This is a genomic window from Curtobacterium flaccumfaciens, assembly GCF_004361695.1.
Taxonomy (GTDB): domain Bacteria; phylum Actinomycetota; class Actinomycetes; order Actinomycetales; family Microbacteriaceae; genus Curtobacterium; species Curtobacterium flaccumfaciens_B.
Map to the genome: position 1 here is coordinate 137,557 of NZ_SNVW01000003.1, position 21,253 is coordinate 158,809.

Annotated in this window: 18 protein-coding genes; 4 read left to right on the forward strand and 14 right to left on the reverse strand. The window is 69.6% G+C overall.

Going from position 1 to position 21,253, the window contains the following annotated elements; genetic code table 11:
- Positions 1–5: 5 nt before the first annotated feature.
- Positions 6–2,477, reverse strand: a complete 2,472-nt coding sequence (locus tag EDF64_RS05495) for an ATP-dependent helicase (RefSeq protein ID WP_133519061.1) — start codon at positions 2,475–2,477, stop codon at positions 6–8.
- A gap of 52 nt (positions 2,478–2,529) precedes the next feature.
- Positions 2,530–3,540 carry a glycerophosphodiester phosphodiesterase family protein gene (locus EDF64_RS05500; protein ID WP_133519062.1) on the reverse strand — a complete coding sequence of 337 codons (1,011 nt, stop codon included), beginning with the start codon at positions 3,538–3,540 and terminating at the stop codon, positions 2,530–2,532.
- 108 nt (positions 3,541–3,648) lie between these two features.
- Between EDF64_RS05500 and EDF64_RS05505 the strand changes: the two genes are divergently transcribed.
- Together EDF64_RS05505 and EDF64_RS05510 are read left to right on the forward strand one after the other, a co-directional pair.
- Positions 3,649–4,848, forward strand: coding sequence for a DUF817 domain-containing protein (locus EDF64_RS05505; protein WP_347813177.1), 1,200 nt, complete (start codon positions 3,649–3,651; stop codon positions 4,846–4,848).
- Positions 4,849–4,879: 31 nt separating this feature from the next.
- Positions 4,880–5,743 (forward strand): Bax inhibitor-1/YccA family protein, encoded by an 864-nt coding sequence (locus EDF64_RS05510; RefSeq protein WP_133519063.1) that lies wholly within the window; start codon positions 4,880–4,882, stop codon positions 5,741–5,743.
- 346 nt (positions 5,744–6,089) lie between these two features.
- Here EDF64_RS05510 and guaA read toward each other — a convergent pair whose 3' ends face one another.
- From guaA to EDF64_RS05535, 5 genes are read right to left on the reverse strand one after another with little or no spacing between them, the layout of a single operon-like run.
- Positions 6,090–7,682, reverse strand: coding sequence for a glutamine-hydrolyzing GMP synthase (gene guaA / locus EDF64_RS05515; protein WP_133519064.1), 1,593 nt, complete (start codon positions 7,680–7,682; stop codon positions 6,090–6,092).
- The gene (locus EDF64_RS05520; protein WP_071292490.1) at positions 7,679–8,125 is read right to left on the reverse strand and encodes a DUF3817 domain-containing protein; all 447 of its coding nucleotides are present in this window, start codon (positions 8,123–8,125) and stop codon (positions 7,679–7,681) included. The genes guaA and EDF64_RS05520 overlap by 4 nt, the downstream gene beginning before the upstream one ends.
- 10 nt (positions 8,126–8,135) lie before the next feature.
- Positions 8,136–8,870 carry an SURF1 family cytochrome oxidase biogenesis protein gene (locus EDF64_RS05525; RefSeq protein ID WP_166645616.1) on the reverse strand — a complete coding sequence of 245 codons (735 nt, stop codon included), beginning with the start codon at positions 8,868–8,870 and terminating at the stop codon, positions 8,136–8,138.
- A 47-nt stretch (positions 8,871–8,917) separates the two neighbouring features.
- Positions 8,918–10,399: a cation:proton antiporter gene (locus EDF64_RS05530; RefSeq protein ID WP_133519066.1), complete on the reverse strand. Its 1,482-nt coding sequence runs from the start codon at positions 10,397–10,399 to the stop codon at positions 8,918–8,920.
- Positions 10,400–10,405: 6 nt separating this feature from the next.
- Positions 10,406–10,936 (reverse strand): cation:proton antiporter regulatory subunit, encoded by a 531-nt coding sequence (locus EDF64_RS05535; protein ID WP_071292493.1) that lies wholly within the window; start codon positions 10,934–10,936, stop codon positions 10,406–10,408.
- A 75-nt stretch (positions 10,937–11,011) separates the two neighbouring features.
- On the opposite strand from EDF64_RS05535, the gene EDF64_RS05540 reads away from it, so the two are divergent.
- Positions 11,012–11,515, forward strand: a complete 504-nt coding sequence (locus tag EDF64_RS05540; RefSeq protein WP_133519067.1) for a hypothetical protein — start codon at positions 11,012–11,014, stop codon at positions 11,513–11,515.
- A gap of 87 nt (positions 11,516–11,602) precedes the next feature.
- On the opposite strand, the gene EDF64_RS05545 is transcribed toward EDF64_RS05540, so the two are convergent.
- The 7 genes from EDF64_RS05545 to EDF64_RS05575 form a co-directional block, all read right to left on the reverse strand.
- On the reverse strand, positions 11,603–13,495 hold the full coding sequence (locus tag EDF64_RS05545) for a glycerol-3-phosphate dehydrogenase/oxidase (protein WP_133519068.1): 1,893 nt from the start codon (positions 13,493–13,495) through the stop codon (positions 11,603–11,605).
- A 62-nt stretch (positions 13,496–13,557) separates the two neighbouring features.
- Positions 13,558–14,679 (reverse strand): GuaB3 family IMP dehydrogenase-related protein, encoded by a 1,122-nt coding sequence (locus EDF64_RS05550; RefSeq protein WP_133519069.1) that lies wholly within the window; start codon positions 14,677–14,679, stop codon positions 13,558–13,560.
- A gap of 84 nt (positions 14,680–14,763) precedes the next feature.
- Positions 14,764–14,952, reverse strand: a complete 189-nt coding sequence (locus EDF64_RS05555; protein WP_133519070.1) for a hypothetical protein — start codon at positions 14,950–14,952, stop codon at positions 14,764–14,766.
- Positions 14,953–15,186: 234 nt separating this feature from the next.
- Positions 15,187–16,005, reverse strand: coding sequence for an ABC transporter ATP-binding protein (locus EDF64_RS05560; protein WP_133519071.1), 819 nt, complete (start codon positions 16,003–16,005; stop codon positions 15,187–15,189).
- Complete coding sequence (locus EDF64_RS05565) at positions 16,002–16,886, reverse strand: ABC transporter ATP-binding protein (RefSeq protein WP_071292499.1); 885 nt, start codon at positions 16,884–16,886, stop codon at positions 16,002–16,004. The genes EDF64_RS05560 and EDF64_RS05565 overlap by 4 nt, the downstream gene beginning before the upstream one ends.
- Complete coding sequence (locus tag EDF64_RS05570) at positions 16,879–17,865, reverse strand: branched-chain amino acid ABC transporter permease (protein WP_071292500.1); 987 nt, start codon at positions 17,863–17,865, stop codon at positions 16,879–16,881. Before EDF64_RS05570 ends, EDF64_RS05565 begins: the two co-directional genes overlap by 8 nt.
- 11 nt (positions 17,866–17,876) lie before the next feature.
- Positions 17,877–19,085, reverse strand: coding sequence for a branched-chain amino acid ABC transporter permease (locus tag EDF64_RS05575; protein ID WP_243736263.1), 1,209 nt, complete (start codon positions 19,083–19,085; stop codon positions 17,877–17,879).
- Between the two features lie 545 nt (positions 19,086–19,630).
- Here EDF64_RS05575 and guaB point away from each other — a divergent pair.
- Positions 19,631–21,133, forward strand: a complete 1,503-nt coding sequence (gene guaB / locus EDF64_RS05580) for an IMP dehydrogenase (RefSeq protein WP_133519072.1) — start codon at positions 19,631–19,633, stop codon at positions 21,131–21,133.
- Positions 21,134–21,253 lie beyond the last annotated feature (120 nt).

Below are 21,253 nucleotides of genomic sequence, written 5' to 3' on the forward strand. Positions count from 1 at the left end.
CGCTCCTAGAGCTTCTCGATCGGGGCGATCTTGATGAGGAGCTTCTTGCGGCCCGCGGAGTCGAACGCGATCTCCGCGATGCGCTTGGCGCCCTGGCCGGTGACCGCCGAGACCGTGCCCTCGCCGAAGTCGACGTGCTTGATGCGGTCGCCCGGCACCAGCTCCATGTCGCCGTTGTCGCGGACCTGCCCGGACACCCGGTTCGCCCACTCGGTCTTCGGACGGGTCTTCGCCGCGGCCGTCGCCCGGTCGTACGAGCCGCCGCCCCAGCCACCACCGCCGCGGTAGCCACCGCCGCCGGAGCCGCCAGCGCCGGAGCCGGGTCCGCCGCCGGGGCCGCCCATGCCACGACGCGCGTTGATGGCCCGCGGTTCGGTCCCGCCACGGCTGTTCGCCATGCCCGGGGACTGCTTCCACTCGATGAGCCCCTCGGGGATCTCCTGCAGGAAGCGCGACGGCATCGCCACGTTGACGTCGCCGAACTGCGCGCGGGTCATCGCCAGCGACAGGAACAGCGACTTCTTGGCGCGGGTGATGCCGACGTAGAACAGCCGGCGTTCCTCGGACGGGCCACCGGGCTCGTTCGCGGACATCCGGTGCGGCAGCAGGTCCTCTTCGACGCCGGTGAGGAACACGGCGTCGTACTCCAGGCCCTTCGCCGTGTGCAGCGTCATGAGCGACACCGTGCCCGACGAGTCGTCGAGCTCGTCCGCCGCGGCGACCAGGGAGACCTCGGTCAGGAAGTCGGACAGCGTGCCCTCGGGGTTGTTCTTCTGGAACTCCCGCGTCACCGCGACGAGCTCGTCGATGTTGTCGGCGCGGGCGGCGTCCTGCGCGTCCGGCGACTTCCGCAGGTTGTCGAGCAGGCCGGAGCCGTCGAGCAGCTGCGTGAGCGTGTCGACCACGGGCTGCGTCGCCGCCTTCTCGGACACGGAGTCGAGCAGCTCGGCGAAGGCGGTGATCGCGTTCCGCACCTTCGGACCGAACCCGAGCTCACCGGCGTGCCGGAGCGCGTCTCGCATGGTCGTCTCGTGTTCGTCCGCGTAGCGCTGCAGCGTCGTCTCGGTGACCGAGCCGATGCCGCGCTTCGGCACGTTGAGGATCCGCCGGAGCGCCATCGGGTCGGCCGGGTTCGCCGCCGTGATGAGGTACGCCATGGCGTCCTTGATCTCGGCGCGCTCGTAGAACTTCGTGCCGCCGAGCACCCGGTACGGGATCGCCGCACGGATGAAGATCTCCTCCAGCGCACGGGTCTGCGAGTTCGTCCGGTAGAACACGGCCATGTCGCGGTAGGACATGCCGTCCTCGTGCAGCCGCTGGATCTCGTCCGCGACGAACTGCGCCTCGTCGTGGCCGGTGTACCCGGTGAAGCCGACGATCTTGTCGCCGGCGCCGACGTCCGTGAAGAGGTTCTTCGCCTGCCGGTCGAAGTTGTTCGCGATGACGGCGTTCGCAGCGTCGAGGATGTTCTGCGTCGACCGGTAGTTCTGCTCGAGCAGGATCACCTTCGAGTTCGGGAAGTCCCGCTCGAACTCGACGATGTTCCGGATGTCCGCACCGCGGAACGCGTAGATCGACTGGTCCGAGTCACCGACGACGGTGAGCGACGCCGGTGCGATCGAGCCGTCGGCCTCGCGCATCCGGGCGACGTGCTGGCCGGAGTCCTCGAGCTTGTCGACCTGCTCGACGGGGACCGGCCGGGTGAGCTCGCGGATGAGGGCGTACTGGGCGTGGTTGGTGTCCTGGTACTCGTCGACCAGGATGAACCGGAAGCGGCGCTGGTAGAGCGCGGCGACGTCCGGAAAGGCACGGAACAGGAAGACCGTCTGCCCGATGAGGTCGTCGAAGTCGAACGCGTTCGCCCGTCGCAGCTCGTTCGTGTACCGGCGGAAGACCTCGGTGAACATGACCTCTTGCGGGTCGTTCACGTTGATGTTGCGCGCGTACGTGTCGATGTCCTGCAGCTCGTTCTTGAGCTTCGAGATCTTCGACGCCGCGGCACCGACGGTCAGCCCGAGCGTGTCCGCCTCGAGCTCCTTGATGATCCGCTTGAGGAGTGCCCGCGAGTCGGCGGAGTCGTAGATCGTGAACGACTGCGGGAACCCGAAGCGCTCGGCCTCGCGCCGGAGGATCCGCACGCACGCCGAGTGGAACGTGGAGATCCACATGCCGTCGGACTCCTGCCCGACGAGCGCCCGGACGCGCTCGCGCATCTCGGCGGCGGCCTTGTTCGTGAACGTGATGGCGAGGATCTGCGACGGCCAGGCTTCACGGTTGGCCAGCAGCAGCGCGATCCGGCGGGTGAGCACGCTCGTCTTGCCGGAACCGGCACCGGCCACGATGAGCAGGGACTCGCCGCGGTACTCGACGGCTTCCTTCTGCTGGGGGTTCAGACCCGCGGTGAAGGGGTCTTCGTAGGCGCGAGAGCCCGCACCCTGGTCGGGCGCGGAATCGAAGGGGTCCAGCACGATCGTCATGTCCGCGACAGTCTAGGCGCGACCCCCCGACAGCCGAACGGGCCAGCACGGCCTAGGCGCGACCCCCGACGGCAGAGCGGGCCAGCACGGCCAGGTCGGTGTGGTCCGCGAACACCCCGTCGACCCCGGTCCGGATCACCGACGTGAACCAGCGCTCCCAGTCACCGAACGCCGCGACCTCGCCACCCCGGCGGAGCGGCCCGGGCAGGAACCGGTTCTCCGGCCGCAGCGTCCACGTGTACACGGCCAGCCCGGACTCGTGCGCCCGGTCGACGATCCCGCTCCGCACCGGTGCCGGGTCCTCGAGCGCGACGCTGTCCACCCCGGCCATCAGCGTCCCGAGGTCCACGCTGATCCCGTGGAACTCCGTGGCGAGGGACGCGAGCGCGTCGTCGGACCGTTCGGCGGCGTACGTGGGAGCCAGCGAGCCGTGGGACGCGACCTCGTCCGCGGCGCTGCCCCGCGCCTCCTGGAGGTACACGAGGCGGCCGCCCACGCGACGCTCGCGCAGATCGCGGAGCACGCCCTTCTCGAAGCACTCGATCGTGAGCCGCTCGTCCCCGCGCCAGCCCGCATCGCCGAGCGCCGCGTCGACGAGCTGGCCCATCGGGAACCCGGCGCGGTCGAAGAAGTCGGCGTGCTTGACCTCGGCCACCAGGCCGACCGGACGCGGTGCGGCGTCGAGGATGTCGAGCAGGTCCTCGAGGCGCAGGATCGGCTCCTCGCCGTCGTGCTCGGCCGACGACGGGCGGAGGGCCGGCAGCCGCTCCCGCGTCCGCAGGGTCTGCAGCTCGGCCCACGTGAAGTCCTCGGTGAACCAGCCCGTCAGCGTCTGCCCGTCGATGGTCTTCGTCGTCCGCAGGTGCCGGAACTCCGGGTGGTCCGCGACGTCGGTCGTGCCGGACACCTCGTTCTCGTGCCGCAGGACGAGCACGCCGTCCTTCGTCGGCACCAGGTCCGGTTCGATGGCGTCGGCACCGAGCTCGACCGCGAGCTCGTACGCGCTCCGGGAGTGCTCGGGGCGGTAGCCGGACGCGCCACGGTGGGCGATCACCAGGGTCATGGGCCGACCCTACTGTCCGCGGATGACGACCCGGAGTGGTGTGTGTCCCGAGTCACATGCGGGTGTTCGCAGGCCCCGGTTCCCAGCTGGCGCGCTGACGATCGCCCCATGACCGCGCGCTCCCGCTCCGTCCGCTCCCTCTCCACCGCCGTCGAGCACCGCATCGACCGGGCCGCGCGACGACTGCTCGACGCCGGGCACCAGCCGCACCGGCCCGTCCGGCTGTCCGTCACGGAGTTCCTGGTGTTCGGCGCGAAGCAGGCGTGGGCGTGCACGTTCGGCGCGCTCCTGCTCGCGACGATGGCGGTCGTGCACCTCACCGTGCCCGTCGCCGCCCGGAACGACGTGCTGACGATCGCGGCCGTGCTGCTGCAGGTCGGCATGCTCGTCTTCGGCCTCGAAACCGTCCGTGAACTGCGGGTCGTCCTGCTCTTCCACGTCGTCGGCACCGTCATGGAGGTCTTCAAGACCCACGTCGGCTCCTGGACCTACGAGCCGTCAGGGGTCCTCGTCGTGCTCGGCGTCCCGCTCTTCTCCGGCTTCATGTACGGCGCTGTCGGGTCGTACCTGGTGCGGGTGTACCGGTTGTTCGACCTGCGGTTCGACCGGTACCCGCGGCAGTGGGTGCTCGCCGTCGTCGCGGGTGCCGTCTACCTCAACTTCTTCGCGCACCACGTCGTGTGGGACGCCCGGTACGTACTGCTCGCCGCGGTGGTGGCGCTCTTCGCGAGGACGACCATGCACGTGCGGATCCACCGCGCGACACTCCGGACGCCCGTGCTCCTCGCGATGGGACTCGTCGCACTGTTCATCTGGTTCGCCGAGAACGTCGCCACCTGGGCGGGGGCGTGGTCCTACCCCGCGCAGGCGGCGGCCTGGCAGCCGGTCGCGCCCACGAAGATCGTGGCCTGGCTGCTGCTCATGGTCATCTCGGTCGCGCTGGTCACGTGGCTGTACCCGCCGGTCGGGCCGATCGGTCGGGCCGGGACGACCGGCCCCGTCGGTCGGGTCGGGACGACCGGGGCCGTCGGTCGGGTCGGGACGACCGGGCCCGTCGGTCGGGTCGGGACGACCGGGGCCGTCGGTCGGGTCGGGACGACCGGGCCCGTCGGTCGGGTCGGGACGACCGGGCCTGGAGGCGCGGATCGCCCCCGTCCCGCGCCTTCCGCCCCGCGGTCGGCTGGTTCTCGTCGACTTCGCGGCGCGCGCGCAGCGGATCCCCATAGGCTCGGCGAGTCGAGGTCCCCCGAGGCCCCTTCCGCTCGCCGCGAATCCTCAGCCTTCCGCGACCGAGCGCCCCTAGGCTGAGAGGACTCGAATCTCCAAGGAAGAGGACACCATGGCCTTCAAGCCCGGTTTCGACCAGTCCCCCGCCTTCAACAACCAGGGGCCCAACACCTGGGGTGGGCGCGGCGCTGGTCAGCAGCAGGCCGGCTGGGGACAGACCCCGCAGCAGGCGCAGGGCGGCATGACCCCCGACCAGCTGCAGCACATGTACGACCGTCCGGCAGCGAGCACGGTCGACACCGACCGCATGTCGTACGAGGACACCATCGTCAAGACGCTGCTCGCGTTCGGCGTGCTCGTCGTCGGTGCGGTGGCCGGCTGGAACCTGCCCCCGATCGTCTGGATCATCGGCGCGGTCGTCGGGTTCGTCCTGGCGCTCGTGAACACCTTCAAGAAGAAGCCGTCGCCGGGTCTGGTCCTGGCGTACTCCTTCGCGCAGGGGCTGTTCGTCGGTGGCATCTCCGGCGTCTACAACTCGATGTGGGGCGGGATCGTCACCCAGGCGGTGTTCGGCACCCTCGCCGTGTTCGCCATCACGCTGGCGCTCTTCAGCTCCGGCAAGGTCCGTGCGACGCCGAAGGCCACCCGGTTCTTCCTCATCGCGATGGTCGGGTACATGGCGTTCTCGCTCGTGAACCTCGTCCTCATGTGGACCGGCGTGACAGACACCGCGTTCGGTGCCCTCGGCATCGAACTCTTCGGCATCCCGCTCGGCGTGCTCATCGGCATCTTCGTCGTGATCATGGCGGCGTACTCGCTGATCCTCGACTTCGACCAGATCCAGACGGGTGTCCGCCGTGGTGCTCCCCGGATCTACGCGTGGACGGCGGCCTTCGGGCTGATCGTCACCCTCGTGTGGCTCTACCTCGAGATCCTGCGCATCCTCGCGATCATCGCGAGCAGCCAGCGCAACTAGCGGCCCAGCGCAACAACGGCTCCGACCCGAAGGGCCCCGGCGAACACGCCGGGGCCCTTCGTCGTCCCCGGCGTGAGCGGGGCGGGCATGGGGCGGGCGTGGCGCCGCGTCGGAGCACGAGTGTCGAGCTCGAGGTCGCACAACACGCCGCGTGCGGGATGCCGAGGTCGCACGAGGTGCCGCCGAACGACGCCGAGAGTGACCGATTGTGCGACCTCGGCAGGACGCCAGGCGCCGACGCGGCGACGCCAGGCGCCGACGGGCGCCGACGGGCGCCGGCGAGCAGGCCGGACGCGAAAGGGCCCGGCACGCGTGACGCGTGCCGGGCCCCTTCAGCGAGGGAGGGTCACTCCCACTCGATCGTCCCCGGCGGCTTCGACGTGACGTCGAGCACGACGCGGTTGACGTCCTTGACCTCGTTCGTGATGCGGTTCGAGATCTTCGCGAGGGTGTCGTACGGCAGACGGGTCCAGTCGGCGGTCATGGCGTCCTCGGACGAGACGGGACGCAGCACGATCGGGTGCCCGTACGTGCGGCCGTCGCCCTGGACGCCCACGGACCGGACATCGGCGAGCAGGACGACCGGGCACTGCCAGATCTCGTCGTCGAGGCCAGCCGCGGTGAGCTCTTCGCGCGCGATCTTGTCGGCCGCGCGGAGCAGCTCGAGCCGGTCCTTCGTGACCTCACCCACGATGCGGATGCCGAGCCCGGGGCCGGGGAACGGCTGGCGTCCGACGATGACCTCGGGCAGCCCGAGCTCGCGACCGACCGCACGGACCTCGTCCTTGAACAGGGTGCGCAGCGGCTCGACGAGCTCGAACGTCATGTCGTCGGGCAGTCCGCCGACGTTGTGGTGCGACTTGATGTTCGCGGTGCCCGAACCACCGCCGGACTCGACGACGTCGGGGTAGAGGGTGCCCTGCACGAGGAACTTGACCTCGCCGGCATCGGACCCCTCGGCCGATTCGGCGCGGGCCTCGAGCACGAGGGCCTCGGCTGCGCCCTCGAACGTGCGGATGAACTCGCGCCCGATGATCTTGCGCTTCTGCTCCGGGTCACTGACGCCGGCGAGGGCGTCGAGGAACTGCTGCTCGGCGTCGATCGTGATGAGCCGCACACCGGTGGAGGCGACGTAGTCCTCTTCCACCTGCTTGCGCTCGTCGGCGCGGAGGAGCCCGTGGTCGACGAAGACGCAGGTGAGCTGGTCACCGACGGCCTTGTGCACCAGGGCTGCGGCGACGGCGGAGTCGACACCACCGGAGAGCCCGGCGATGACCCGCGCGGACCCGACCTGCGAGCGGATGCGCTCGACCTGCTCCTCGATGACGTTCGCGGAGTTCCAGTCACCGGGGAGCCCGGCGGCGCGGTGCAGGAAGTTCTCGAGCACGGCTTGGCCGTACACGGAGTGCTTGACCTCGGGGTGCCACTGCACGCCGTAGAGCTTGCGCTCGTCGGACGCGAACGCGGCGACCGGCGTCGAGGGGCTCGACGCGAGGACCTCGAAGCCCTCCGGCGCTTTCGCCACGGAGTCGCCGTGCGACATCCAGGTCACCTGCGACTCCGGCTGGCCACCGAGCAGGACACTGTCGGTGCCGCTGACGTCGACCGACGTCGCGCCGTACTCGCGCAGACCGGTGTTCGCCACCTCGCCGCCGAGGGCGGTCGCCATGGCCTGGAAGCCGTAGCAGATGCCGAGCACGGGGACACCGAGCTCGAGGATGTCGCCGTCGAGCGCGGGCGCCCCGTCCTCGTACACGGACGACGGGCCACCGGACAGCACGATCGCTGCCGGGTCCTTCGCGCGGATCTCGTCCGCAGTGATCGAGTGCGGGACGATCTCGCTGTAGACGTTCGCTTCGCGGACCCGACGCGCGATGAGCTGCGCGTACTGGGCCCCGAAGTCGACGACCAGGACGGGACGCTGTTCGGTCTCGCTCACCGAGCGGCCTCCTTCTCGCGCTGCTGGGCAGCGGTCAGCTCGTGGTAGGTGTCCATGGCCTTCTGCTGCATGCGGTGCTCCACCACGAAGGACATGAACGGGATGATGCCGCCCAGGGCGATGAGCAGGAAGCGGGACGGCCTCCAGCGCATGATGCTCCAGAGGCGGAAGTCGGTGAAGAGGTACAGGACGTAGAGCCAGCCGTGCGCGATGAGGATCGCGATCGACAGGTTGAACGTGCCCGGGGCTTCACCGGCGGTGCCGTTCGGCACGAAGAACGGACCGTTGCCGAGCTGCATCTCGAGCTGGAGCGGCGTGTACTTGATGATGACCTCGATCACGAGGGCCAGCAGCAGCACACCGGTGATGTACGCGGAGACGCGGTACCACTTCACCGCGCCCGGGATCTTCGGGATGTCGCGGGTTCGGACGGTCAGAGCCATATCGGCCATCCTACCGTCGGAGCGCGGCGGCTTCGGCGGCGAGGGCGGCATCGCGTGCGTCCTCTTGTTCGCGCTCCCAGGCGTCCTTCACGAACCGGTACCAGAGGAAGACGGCGAACCCGGCGAACACGACCCACTCGATCGCGTAGAAGAGGTTGAGCCAGTCGAACTGGACCTCGCGCGTGGGGGCGCGGTCGGCGATGGTGCCGAGGTCGGCGGCCTTCGCGGTGGTGCTGTCGGCGACCACGTACCCGAGGTACATCCGGTCGTCGAAGGACTTCCACGTGTTCACGAACCGCGCCGGTGCGACGGCGGAGTACTCGCCCTTGTCGTAGGTGTCCTGGTCGGGCGACTCGGCCGGGTAGTAGCGCCCCTCGACGGTGACGCGTGCGCCGTCGGCGAGGCGGTCCCCTCCGGCGACGGCGTCGCGCCGCTGGTCGGACCAGCCGATCACGACGGGGACGCTCGCGCCGCTGCCGGCATCGACCAGGTGCCCGACGGTCTGGTAGGTCCCGCCCCCGCTGCGCCCGGTCAGGACGGTGGTGTCACCGGCGACGAAAGTACCGGTGACGGTCACCTTCTGGCCGGCGAGCGTCTCCGTCGTGGGTTGCATCGGCTTCGTCACGGTGTCGAGCGTCTTGCGGGTCTCGGTGGTCGCCGGCAGCGGTCTGCCGTTGGCGATGCTGCGCTCGAGCTGCCACTTGCCCAGCCCCGCGAACACCGCCGCGAGCACGAGCGCCAGCAACAGCAGCGCGATCCACCTCGGTCGTCGGGCTACGGCCCACATTCGTATCAGTACTCCGGATCGCGCTGTCGCACCGGGCGTTCGGGACGCTCGGCGGGGATCTCGACGGACGACGTCACGGGTTCGTCGTCCGGCTCCGGTGACCCATTGTCCCGGTCTTCCCTGCCCGCTGCCTCCACGAGGGCGAACTCCTCGGCGAACTGCCGGTCGCGCTCGGCCCGACGGGCGGCGGCTGCGGCGTCCTGATCGGCCACGCCGGCCTCGGCCGCGGCGTCGACGGCCTCGTCGAGGGACGGTCCGGCCGGCAGTCCCACGCTGGACCGGCCGAGCCGGGCACGCAGGCGCGAGCGCAGCCGCGAGACACGCGCCGGGCGCACCACGAGGCGACCGATGCGGTCCGAGTTGACCGCGAGGAGCGGCCCGAGGATGGCCATCACGAGGACGTAGAGCCCCGCGAAGGCGGTGATCCGTGCCTCGAGCCCGGCGGCGGCCGAGAGTGTCGCGAGGATCAGGGCGAACTCGCCGCGGTTCACCAGGATGACCGCGGTGTTGATGCCTTGCTGCACGTTGAAGCCGTTCATGCGCGCCACGAGCTGTCCGGCGATGGCGTTCAGCGCGACGGTCATGCCGATGGCACCGAGCACGGGCCAGAGCACCTCGCCGAACGTCGACAGGTCGAGCCCGAGGCCGAAGTTCACGAAGAAGAACGCCGCGAACACGTCGCGCATCGGGAGCGCCAGCTGTTCGATGCGGTCGCGGTAGCGCGTGGCACCGCAGAGCAGGCCGATCACGAACGCGCCGATCGCATCGGTGACGCCGAGCAGGTCGCCGATGCCACCGAACATCACCGCGAGGCCGAAGAACAGCACCGTGAAGAGCTCGTCGTCGCGGGTGGCGAAGATCTTCGACACCCACTTGCCGGCGAACCGGGCGAGGGTGAACATCACGATGAGGAACCCGAACGCCAGCCCGAGCTTGCCGACCACCGCCCAGATGTTCGTGTCGCCGGAGAGCACCACGGAGACGATCGCGAGGTAGATCGCGATGAAGACGTCCTCGATGACGGTCACGCCGAGGATCATCGGCGTCTCGTCGTTGGCGAGTCGTCGCAGCTCGATGAGGAGCTTCGTGACGATCGCGCTCGACGAGGTCGCCGTCATGCCCGCGATGATCAGGGCCTCGCGCGTCCCCCACCCGAGCGAGAACCCGAAGGCGAACCCGACGCCCATGTTGATCGCGACGTAGGTGCCGCCGGACACGAGGAGCTTGCCGGCGTTGCCGTAGAACTCCTCTTGGTCGAATTCCAACCCGAGGTTGAAGAGCAGCAGGATGAGCCCGAACGTCGCGATGAGCTCGATCGTGTGCGACTCGACGCTCAGCCCGATCCACGGGGTGTGCGGGCTCGCGATGAGCCCGACGATCATGTAGATCGGGATCGCGGGCAGGCCGATGGTCTTGCCCAGTCGTCCGAGGACGTAGGCGATGAGGAACAGGCCGCCGATGGTCAGCAGCTCACCACCCAGGTGCACCGGGGGTCAGCTCCTGGGCGGCGCCTCGGCGGCCGCGGCCGCGAGCTGTCCGCTGCGGTAGAACGAGAACGCCTTGGCGACCTTCTCCGGGGCGCCGGCGACGACGATCGTGTCACCGGGGAAGACGACGAAGTCCGAGGACGGCGCCGGGTTCGCGCTGTCGCCGCGGACCACCGCGACGACGGTCAGGCCGATGAAGCCCGAGTCGTGCAGGTCGCCGAGGGGCTTGCCCGCGATGGCGTCGTCGTAGTCGACCGAGAACCAGTCGATCGACAGACCCGGGATCTCGTCGAGCTTGTCGAGGCCCTCGGTGATCCGGGTGCCGCCGAGCAGTTCGGCGAGGGTGTGCGCTTCGTCCTCACTGAGGCGGAGCGAGACCTTCTCGGACTTGTCCGCGCCGTCGGAGACGTCGGCGAACGAGATGAGGTCGGAGTGCCCCGACCGGTGCGTGATGACACCACACTTGCCACCGTCGTCGGTGTAGAAGCTGTGCAGCACGCCGACTCCGGGGAGTTTGACGCGATGGACGTCGACCATGATGGCTCCCTTTTCGAGTACCCCGATGATAACCACCAGGACCGCCCGCGCATTCCGCTCACTAGAGTTCTGTGGATGGAGAGAACACGGATCGTCGTGGCCGTCGTCGGGGTGCTGGTCGTGACGCTCTACGCGGCCTTGCTCGCGGTGCAGCAACTCGTGCTGGATCCGCTCGCAGCGGTGCCGGGCACCTCGCTGGGTGCGATCCACGCGCACCTCGACGGGCAGGGGTTCGACGTCCGCGGTGACATCGTCGCCGTCCTCGTGACGGCGGCGATCGGTGTCGCGCTGGCGATCGTGGTCGCCGCGGTGACGCTGTGGCGGCGCGTGGAACCGCACTTCGTCGTCGCGTGGATGCTCGGGATCATCGCGGCGGGTGCGGTCCCGTTCTTCGCCGCCGGCTTCCAGCTCGGCATGGACGTCGCCGACGGCTACGGGGTCAGCGGCGGCGCCCACACCCCCTGGGCCGGTGTGCTGTACGTCACGAGCCTGGTTGCGTTGGTCGCGATCCCGGTGGTGATCGTGTTCGGCGAGCGGCGACGCGCCCTCCGGGCCACGTCGGAGACGCTGGTCGCCTGACGGACGCGGGTCGCGCCTCCAGGCCGTCGACAGCCTGGAGGCGCGACACCCGTCGTCGACGCTGGTCGCGTCCGAGCGGGGCCGGCCCTACTCCGGTTCGGTCGTCTTCTCGCCGACCACCTGGTCGTCGGATGCCTTCGCACCCTCCGCGCCGCTGGACCGTCCGCCTCCGACCACGACGTCGTCCTCGTCGAAGCCGAACGCGATGTCCGGGGCCTCGAGCCGCACCCGGTCGGCGGACTCGTCGTCGGGCTGCAGCTGCGACTCCCGCTCGGCGGCGACCCGCTTGAGGTAGTTCGACACCTCGTTCTCGGTGGTCTCCTGGTCCCAGCCGAGCACGTCGGCCATCAGCCGGGCAGCGACGGGGGCAGCGGACTCGCCGCGGTCCCACGCCTCGATCGAGATGCGGGTGCGGCGGGCGAGGACGTCCTCCAGGTGCAGGGCTCCCTCGTGCGAGGCGGCGTACACGACCTCGGCCCCGATGTAGTCGTCGGCCCCGGGCAGCGGCTCTGCGAGGGAGGGGTCCTGCTGGACGAGCTGCAGGACCTCGGTCGCGAGGGTGCCGTAGCGGTTCAGGAGGTGCTCGATCCGGACCTTGTGCACGCCGAAGCTCCGCGCGGTGCGGCCCCGTCGGTTCCACGCGGCCGGGTAGCCCTCGGCGCCGAGCAGCGGGATGTCCTCCGTGGTCGACGCGGGGATCTTGCCGTCCATCGCCGCGACGGCCTCGTCGATGGCGTCCTTGCCCATCACGCGGTAGGTCGTCCACTTGCCGCCGGCGACCACCACGAGCCCCGGCACGGTGTGCGCGACGACGTGCTCGCGGCTGAGCTTCGAGGTCTGTTCAGACTCCCCCGCCAGCAGCGGTCGGAGTCCCGCGTAGACGCCCTCGACGTCCTCGCGGGAGAGCGGGACCGCGAGCACCTTGTTGACGTGCTCGAGGATGTAGTCGATGTCCGCCGCCGTCGCCGCCGGGTGCGCCTTGTCGAGGTACCAGTCGGTGTCGGTGGTGCCGACGAGCCAGTGCCGACCCCACGGGATCACGAACAGCACGCTCTTCTCGGTGCGGAGGATCATGCCCGTGTTCGACTGGAAGCGGTCACGCGGGATGACCAGGTGCACGCCCTTCGACGACCGCACCTTGAACTGCCCGCGCGTGCCGATCATCGCTTGGGTGTCGTCGGTCCAGACGCCCGTGGCGTTCACGACCTGCTTCGCCCGGATGTCGAATTTCTCTCCGGTCTGGATGTCGTGCGCGTGCGCCCCGACCACCCGCTCGCCGACCCGGATGAAGCCCTCGATCCGGACCCGGGCGGCGGCGTGCGCGCCGTACGACGCCGCGGTGCGGACGAGCGACGCGACGTAGCGGGCGTCGTCCACCTGGGCGTCGTAGTAGGTCATGCCACCCACGAAGGCGTCCTTCTTCAGGCCCGGCATGTTCTTCAGCACCTGCGACCGGCTGAGGTGCCGGTGGTGCGGGACCCCCGGCGGACGTCCACCGCTCCAGCTGAACACGTCGTACATCGCCATGCCGATGCCGATGTAGAACCGCTCCCACACGCGGTGGTTGAGCGGGTAGAGGAACCGCACCGGCTTCACCAGGTGCGGCGCGATCCGCTGCAGGAGCAGGCCGCGTTCGATGAGGGCCTCGCGCACGAGCGCGAAGTTGAGCTGCTCGAGGTAGCGGATGCCGCCGTGCACGAGCTTCGACGACCGGCTGGACGTGCCCGAGCCCCAGTCGCGGGCCTCGACGATGCCGACGTTCAGGCCACGGGTCACGGCGTCGAGCGCACTGCCCGCACCGACGATCCCGCCGCCGATCACCAGGACGTCGAGCTCCTTGGTCTTCAGCGCCTCGATCGCGGCCTCGCGTTCGTCCGGGCCGAGCTTGGCCGACGGGTCGAACCCCACCCCCGGTGCGGCTCGTCCGGGCCGTGCGGGCCTGGTCGCGCTGGACGTACTGGTGCTGCTGGTCGTCGCCATCGTCGCCTCCGTGTCAGCGTCGGCGCCGAGGCGTCACCCGTGACGCTGCACGGGTGCCACCGTCAGTGCTGGTGGTACGGCGCCACGACCACTTCTACTCGCTGGAACTCCTTGACGTCGGAGTATCCGGTCGTCGCCATCGACCGACGCAGTGCCCCGACGATGTTCGCGCGGCCGTCCCACGTCGGGGTCGGGCCGTGCAGGACGTTCTCGAGCGGGGCGATCGTGCCCACCTCGACCCGGCGGCCACGGGGCAGCTCCGGGTGGTGCGCCTCGGCACCCCAGTGGAACCCGCCGCCCGGCGCCTCGGCCGCACGGGCCAGGGCGGTGCCGAGCATGACGGCGTCGGCGCCCATCGCGATGGCCTTCACGACGTCACCCGCGGTGTCGAGCCCGCCGTCGGCGATGACGTGCACGTACCGGCCGCCGGACTCGTCCATGTAGTCGCGGCGAGCGCCGGCGATGTCCGCGACGGCCGTGGCCATCGGGGCGTGGATGCCGAGCGCCGCACGGGTCGTCGAGGCGGCACCGCCGCCGAAGCCGACGAGGACACCGGCCGCACCGGTGCGCATGAGGTGCAGCGCCGCCGTGTAGGTCGAGGCACCGCCGACGATCACCGGGACGTCGAGCTCGTAGATGAACTTCTTGAGGTTGAGGGGCTCGGTGTTCTGCGACACGTGCTCGGCGGACACCGTGGTGCCGCGGATCACGAACAGGTCGACACCGGCGTCGACGACCGTCTGCGAGAACTCCTGCGTGCGCTGCGGGCTGAGCGAGCCGGCGACGGGGACCCCGGCGGCGCGGATCTCGGCCAGGCGCGCGGAGATCAGCTCGGCCTTGACCGGCTCGGAGTAGATCTCCTGCATGCGCTTGGTGACGTTGCCGTCGGTGAGCGCCCTGATCTCGTCGTAGTAGGGCGTTGGGTCCTCGTACCGGGTCCAGAGCCCCTCGAGATCGAGCACGCCCAGCATGCCGAGCTTGCCCATCTGGATGACCGTGGCCGGCGAGGCGACGGAGTCCATCGGGGCGGAGAGGATCGGCGACTCGAACGTGAACGCGTCGATCGACCACTGCACGCTGACGTCGCGCGGGTCACGCGTCCGTCGCGAGGGGACCACCGCGATGTCGTCGAACGCGTACGCCCGACGTCCGCGCTTGCCAGCACCGATCTCGACTTCACTCACCCGGCAAGCCTAGCGGTCGTGTCCCCCGGGTGACACGGGCGGCCGGTACAGCGCACGGGTGCGCCGACGTGCGCGAGCGACGCGCTACCGGCGAGGAGCGCGGGCGCGGCGCTTCCGCAGCGCCCGGAGCACCAGGCCGAGCAGGAGCGCCAGCACCACCAGGACCCCGAGGAGCGCCGCAGCCACCTTCACGAGCAGTGCGGCACCGACGAAGAGCACGGCGAAGACCAGCCAGACGAGGGCGTCCAGCACGAGGGGTCCGGGGGTGCGCACGTCCGGAACGATACCGACCCTGCGGGGACGAGCCGCGCCTCCAGGCCGTCGACGGGGTGGGACGGACGCACGCCGCCCTGTGGGAGGCGGGTCGCTGCGTGAGGAGGAGGGCCGTGCGGCGCTGAGCGTCAATCGCACGACCCTCCTCGGTGCGGATGTCGCCCCCACAGCGGCACCCACGGTCGACCCTGCCCGCTCAGCGGACAGGGTCGACGTCTTCGGGTCGACTCCCGCTCAGCGAGCGGAGTCGACGTCCTTGGCGAGCGTCCCCAGGTACAGCTCGATGACCTTCGGGTCGTCGGCGAGCTCCTTCCCGGTGCCCGAGTACGCGTTCCTCCCCTGGTCGAGCACGTACCCACGATCGCAGATCTGCAGACAGCGTCGCGCGTTCTGCTCCACCATGACGATCGACACACCGGCCTTGTTGATCCGGCGCGTGCGGATGAACGTCTCGTCCTGGCGCACCGGCGACAGCCCCGCGGAGGGCTCGTCGAGCAGCAGCACCTTCGGGTCCATCATCAGCGCGCGTGCCATCGCGACCGACTGCCGCTCCCCGCCGGAGAGCGACCCGGCCCGCTGGCCCTTGCGCTGCCCGAGGACGGGGAACAGGTCGTAGATGACCTCGAGCCGCTCGGCGAACTTCCGGGGCCGCAGGTACAGCCCCATCTGCAGGTTCTCCTCGATGGAGAGCGACGGGAAGACGTTGTTCGTCTGGGGGACGAAGCCGACGCCGGCCTGCACGAGCTTGTTCGCCTTGAGGTTCGTGATGTCCTCGCCCTGCAGGGTCACCGAACCCTCACGGATGGACACCAGGCCGAACAGCGCCTTGAGGAGCGTCGACTTCCCCGCGCCGTTCGGGCCGATGATGCCGATGAGCTCGCCCGGGTAGCAGTCGAGGTCGCAGCCGTTCAGGATGTTCACCCCCGGCAGGTACCCGGCGACGAGGTTCTTGGCGCTGAGCACCGGCTCGCGGTCCAGCGTGGCCGTGCCGGCTTGCGTCACGTCCGGACTGGAGGCACTGCTCGCGTTCGTGGGGTCCGTCGCGTCCGTCATCGGGTCGCCTCCTGCTCGTCTTCTTCGGCTACTTCTTCGGCGAGTTCCTCGTAGGTCTCCTCGTTCAGGAGCGAGTCGTCACCGAGGTCGGTGTCGTGGTGCGCACCGAGGTACGCGTCGATGACCGCACGGTCGTCCATCACCGTGTCGGCGGGGCCCTCGGCCACGACCTTGCCCTCGGCCATCACGACCACCCAGTCCGAGATGTGCCGGACCATGTGCATGTCGTGCTCGACGAACAGCACGGTCATGCCGTCGTCGCGGAGGGACTTGATGTGCCCGAGGAGCGACTGGGTGAGCGCCGGGTTCACGCCCGCCATCGGCTCGTCGAGCATGATCATCGTCGGGTCGGACATGAGCGCGCGGGCCATCTCGAGGAGCTTCCGCTGGCCGCCGGACAGCGAGCCGGCGTAGTCGTCGGCCTTGTCGTCGAGCTTGAAGCGGGCGAGGAGCTCCTCGGCCTTGGCGGTGATCTCCCGCTCGCGCTTCGCCCACACCGGCTTGATCAGCGCGGCGAAGAAGTTCTCCCCCGGCTGGTCGCGGGCACCGAGCAGCATGTTCTGCATCACGGTCAGGCGGCTGAGCGCCTTCGTGAGCTGGAACGTGCGGACCATGCCCTTGTTCGCGATGTGCGTCGCACTCGTCTTCTGCAGCGTCGCACCGTCGAACCGCGTCTTCGCGCCGGGGCTCGGCTTGTCGAACCCGGTCAGCAGATTGAAGAACGTCGTCTTGCCGGCACCGTTCGGGCCGATGAGGGCCGTGATCGAGCCGCGCTGGACCTCGAGGTGGTCGACGTCGACCGCGGTCATGCCGCCGAAGTGGCGGGTGACGTCGTCGACCACCAGGATCGGGTCGGCCTTGGGGTGGCTGTACTCAGACACTGAACGTCAGCTCCTTCTTGTTGCCGAGGAGTCCCTGTGGACGGAACACGATGAGGAGCATGAGCGCGACGCCGACGAGCACGTAGGAGAACTGCTCCGCCTGCTGCGCGTTCATGATCGAGTTCGGGATGAAGTCACCGGCCAGGGTGCGGATGAGGAGCCGGAGCACGAAGAACAGCACCGATCCGAGCACCGGACCGAAGACCGTCGCGGCGCCACCGAGGATGAGCGCCGTCCAGATGAAGAACGTCATCGACCGGCCCATCGCGTCCGGCTGCACCGAACTCGGCAGGACGTAGATGATCCCGGCGATCGCCCCGAGCGCACCACCGAACACGAGCGCCTGCATCTTGTACGAGTAGACGTTCTTGCCGAGGGAGCGCACGGCGTCCTCGTCCTCGCGGATGGCCTTCAGCACACGGCCCCACGGGCTGCGCATGAGCAGGAACAGCACGAGCGTGAACAGGGCGACGAGGCCCCACGCCGCGATGCGGATCCACCAGCCGTTGACCCCGTTGTTCGAGTACGTGAACCACAGGATCGTCGTGGTGCCGTCGGGCAGCGGGCTGAGGGCGTTGAACGGGTCGCGGTAGCTCGACCCGGTGATGCCGTTCGAGCCGCCGGTCGTCGAGGTGAGCAGACTCGAGCGGCCCACCATGCGGATGATCTCGGCGCCTGAGATCGTCACGATCGCCAGGTAGTCCCCGCGGAGCCTCAGGGTCGGGATGCCGAGGATGATCGCGAATACGATGGCCACCAGCAGGGCGACCAGGACCGCCATCACGAACGGCAGCCCGTTGGTGATCGAGATCGCGAAGCCGTAGGCGCCGAGCAGCAGGAACGCCGCCTGGCCCATGTTGATGAGGCCGGTGAGTCCGAAGTGGACGTTCAGGCCGATCGCGGCGAGCGCGAACGCGGCCGTCGTCGGGGCGAGTGCCTCCTGGGTGAGCGAGGACAGCAGGTTGAGGATGTAGTCCATGGCGGCGCTCCTTAGCCGATCCGCTCGGCGCGACCGAAGATGCCCTGCGGCCGGAACAGCAGGATGAGGATGAGGATCACGAGGGCGGTGGCGTACTTGAAGTCACCGGGGAGCACGAGGTTCGTGAGCTCGACGACGATGCCGATGATCATCGAGCCGACGAGCGCGCCGTACGCGGTGCCGAGGCCGCCGAGCGTGACCGAGGCGAACATGAGCAGGAGCAGCTGGAGGCCGGTCTGCCAGTTCACGCCGTTGAGCACGAGGCCGAGCATCACGCCGGAGAGCCCCGCGAGGCCGGCGGCGAGCGTCCACACGAACCGGATCACCCGGTCGACGTCGATGCCGGACGCGCTGGCCAGTGCCGGGTTGTCGGACACCGCCCGGGTCGCCCGGCCGAACCGCGTCTTCGCGAGGAACAACCCGGTGGCGACGAGCACCACGAGCGCGATCGCCATGGCCACGTAGGACTGCACCGTGAGGGTGATGCCGGCGAACGTGACCGTCTCGGGGTTGCCCTGCTGGATGCGGACCGTCGAGGCGCCGAAGAAGTACTGGAACGCGTACTGGGCGGCGATCGAGAGGCCGATCGTCACGATCATGAGCTGCGTCAGGCTGATACGCCTGCGTCGCAACGGCCGCCAGATGCCGGCGTCCTGCAGCCAGCCCGTCGCGGCGCACAGCAGCGTGACGACGATGCCGGTGAGCCAGATGTTCCAGCCGAGCTGGTTCGCGAACAGGTACGCGAGGAGCCCGCCGAGGGTCACCTGCTCACCGTGCGAGAAGCTCGACAGGCCGGTCGTGCCGTAGATGAGCGAGAGTCCCACCGACGCCAGGGCGATGAGGAGCCCGAGCCGGATCCCGGAGACGAACTGCTGCCAGACGCGGGCGGCGCTGACGCTCGAGGTGGCGTCCGACGTCGTCGCTCCCTGCTGGTCGGACAGCTGGAAGATCTGTCCCGAGTTCGCGTTGAGCGACGCGTTCACCGTGCGGTCGGCGTCCTTCGCGTCGGTCAGGTACTGGCCCTTCGGCAGGCTGTCCTGGTCGACGCGCACGGTGTAGCTGCCGGCCTGGTCGACCCGGACCGACCAGCGACCGGTGTCGGTGGTCGTCGCCGTCTGGGCGAAGCCACCGGGGCCCGTGACGTCCACGTCGACGCCCTCGGCCGGCTTCCGCTCCGAGTCGAGGATCGTGCCCTGGATGCACCCGTTGGTCGGGCTCACCGTGCACGGTTGCGACGACGCCGGGGCGCTGCTGCTGCTGGCGGACGGACTGCTCGTCGCCGCGTGCGCCGCGGGCGCCACTGCCCAGTCGATCGCGAAGGTGGCGAGGAAAGCGAGGAAGAGTACTGCGGCGAGGACCAGGCGCTTGCGACCTGGCGCTCCTCGGCGGAACCGGCGCCGCAGCGCTGACCCCGGCGGAGTGATGGAACCCACGGATGAGCCTCTCGTTCGGATAGTCGAGGACCCTATGGATTTTTTGTGTCCCCCGTGTTTCCATCACGTTCCCTGGAGAAATCGTGCCGCAACCGTGATGCTCCACAGGAAGCGCAGGCCCGGATCCCCGGGGATCGGGCCGTCCGGCCGGTACACCGCCGTCATCCGGTGAGCGCGCTCCCCGGGAGGACGGGCGCGCGGCGCAGGAGGGACGTCGCACGCCCCGCGCAGGAATGGCGCGCGACCGGTGCGCGTTAGCATGGTCTATCCGGAACCCGCCGCTGCGTCCCGGTGTTCGCGCAACCACTTCACCTCGCCCACGAAGGGGACCCATGGACCAGCCGGATCCGTTCGGATTCATCGGACTCACGTACGACGACGTCATGCTCCTCCCCGGGCACACCGACGTCATCCCGAGCGAGGCGTCGACGACGTCCCGGCTCACCAAGCGGATCTCGGTCAACGTGCCGCTGCTGTCCGCGGCCATGGACACCGTGACCGAGGCCCGGATGGCGATCGCCATGGCCCGGCAGGGCGGCATCGGCATCCTGCACCGCAACATGTCCATCGACGACCAGGCCGCGTACGTCGACAAGGTGAAGCGCTCCGAGTCGGGGATGATCACGAACCCGGTCACCACCCGTCCCGACGCCACCGTCGCCGAGGTGGACGCCCTCTGCGGTCAGTTCCGCGTCTCCGGCCTGCCGGTGGTCGAGCGCGACGGCACGCTCGTCGGCATCATCACCAACCGTGACATGCGCTTCGTCGCCCCGTTCGAGATGGCGACGACCTTCGTCCGCGACGTCATGACGAAGGCGCCGCTCATCACCGCGATGGAGGGGATCGACCCCGAGGAAGCGGTGGCGATCTTCGCGCAGCACAAGATCGAGAAGCTCCCCCTGGTCGACGCCGACGGCAAGCTCCGCGGCCTCATCACGGTGAAGGACTTCGACAAGAGCGAGAAGTACCCCGACGCCACGAAGGACGACGAGGGCCGCCTGCGCGTCGGTGCCGCCATCGGGTTCTTCGGCGACGCCTGGCAGCGTGCCGAGGCCCTGCTCGACGCCGGCGTGGACGTGCTCGTGGTCGACACGGCGAACGGCGAGAGCGAGGGCGTACTCGACATGGTCCGTCGCCTGAAGGCCGACCCGCGCTTCGACGGCGTGGACGTCATCGGCGGCAACGTCGCGACCCGTCAGGGCGCGCAGGCGCTCATCGACGCCGGCGTGGACGCCGTCAAGGTCGGCGTGGGCCCCGGTTCGATCTGCACCACCCGTGTGGTCGCCGGCGTCGGCGTCCCGCAGGTCACCGCCGTGTACGAGGCATCGCTCGCCGCGCGTGAGGCCGGCGTGCCGGTCATCGCCGACGGCGGCCTGCAGTACTCGGGCGACATCGCCAAGGCCCTGGTGGCCGGTGCCGACACCGTCATGCTCGGCTCGCTCCTCGCGGGCACCGACGAGTCCCCGGGCGACCTGGTGTTCGTCGGCGGCAAGCAGTACAAGGCGTACCGCGGGATGGGCTCCCTCGGCGCACTGCAGACCCGCGGCGAGAAGACCTCGTACTCGAAGGACCGCTACTTCCAGGCCGACGTCCCCTCGGACGAGAAGCTCATCCCCGAGGGCATCGAGGGCCAGGTGCCCTACCGCGGCTCGGTCGCGAACGCCGTGTACCAGCTCGTCGGCGGCCTGCGGCAGTCGATGTTCTACGTCGGTGGCCGCACGGTGCCGGAGCTCAAGGCGCGCGGCAAGTTCGTCCGCATCACGGCGGCCGGGCTCAAGGAGTCGCACCCGCACGACATCAAGATGGTCGTCGAGGCGCCGAACTACCGCGGCTGACCCGCTCGACACGACACGCCCCGCTCCGGACGAACCGGAGCGGGGCGTTTGTGTGTCTGCTCAGATTCATCACGGGTCTGTAACGAAACCCCCAGGGGTGGACGATCGACACACGGGCGA

Coding starts and splice junctions, on each gene's coding strand:
- EDF64_RS05495 (WP_133519061.1), bottom strand. CDS start 2,477: ATGACGATCGTGCTGGACCCCTTCGATTCCGCGCCCGACCAGGGTGCG.
- EDF64_RS05500 (WP_133519062.1), bottom strand. CDS start 3,540: ATGACCCTGGTGATCGCCCACCGTGGCGCGTCCGGCTACCGCCCCGAG.
- EDF64_RS05505 (WP_347813177.1), top strand. CDS start 3,649: ATGACCGCGCGCTCCCGCTCCGTCCGCTCCCTCTCCACCGCCGTCGAG.
- EDF64_RS05510 (WP_133519063.1), top strand. CDS start 4,880: ATGGCCTTCAAGCCCGGTTTCGACCAGTCCCCCGCCTTCAACAACCAG.
- EDF64_RS05520 (WP_071292490.1), bottom strand. CDS start 8,125: ATGGCTCTGACCGTCCGAACCCGCGACATCCCGAAGATCCCGGGCGCG.
- EDF64_RS05535 (WP_071292493.1), bottom strand. CDS start 10,936: ATGGTCGACGTCCATCGCGTCAAACTCCCCGGAGTCGGCGTGCTGCAC.
- EDF64_RS05540 (WP_133519067.1), top strand. CDS start 11,012: ATGGAGAGAACACGGATCGTCGTGGCCGTCGTCGGGGTGCTGGTCGTG.
- EDF64_RS05545 (WP_133519068.1), bottom strand. CDS start 13,495: ATGGCGACGACCAGCAGCACCAGTACGTCCAGCGCGACCAGGCCCGCA.
- EDF64_RS05560 (WP_133519071.1), bottom strand. CDS start 16,005: ATGACGGACGCGACGGACCCCACGAACGCGAGCAGTGCCTCCAGTCCG.
- EDF64_RS05570 (WP_071292500.1), bottom strand. CDS start 17,865: ATGGACTACATCCTCAACCTGCTGTCCTCGCTCACCCAGGAGGCACTC.
- guaB (WP_133519072.1), top strand. CDS start 19,631: ATGGACCAGCCGGATCCGTTCGGATTCATCGGACTCACGTACGACGAC.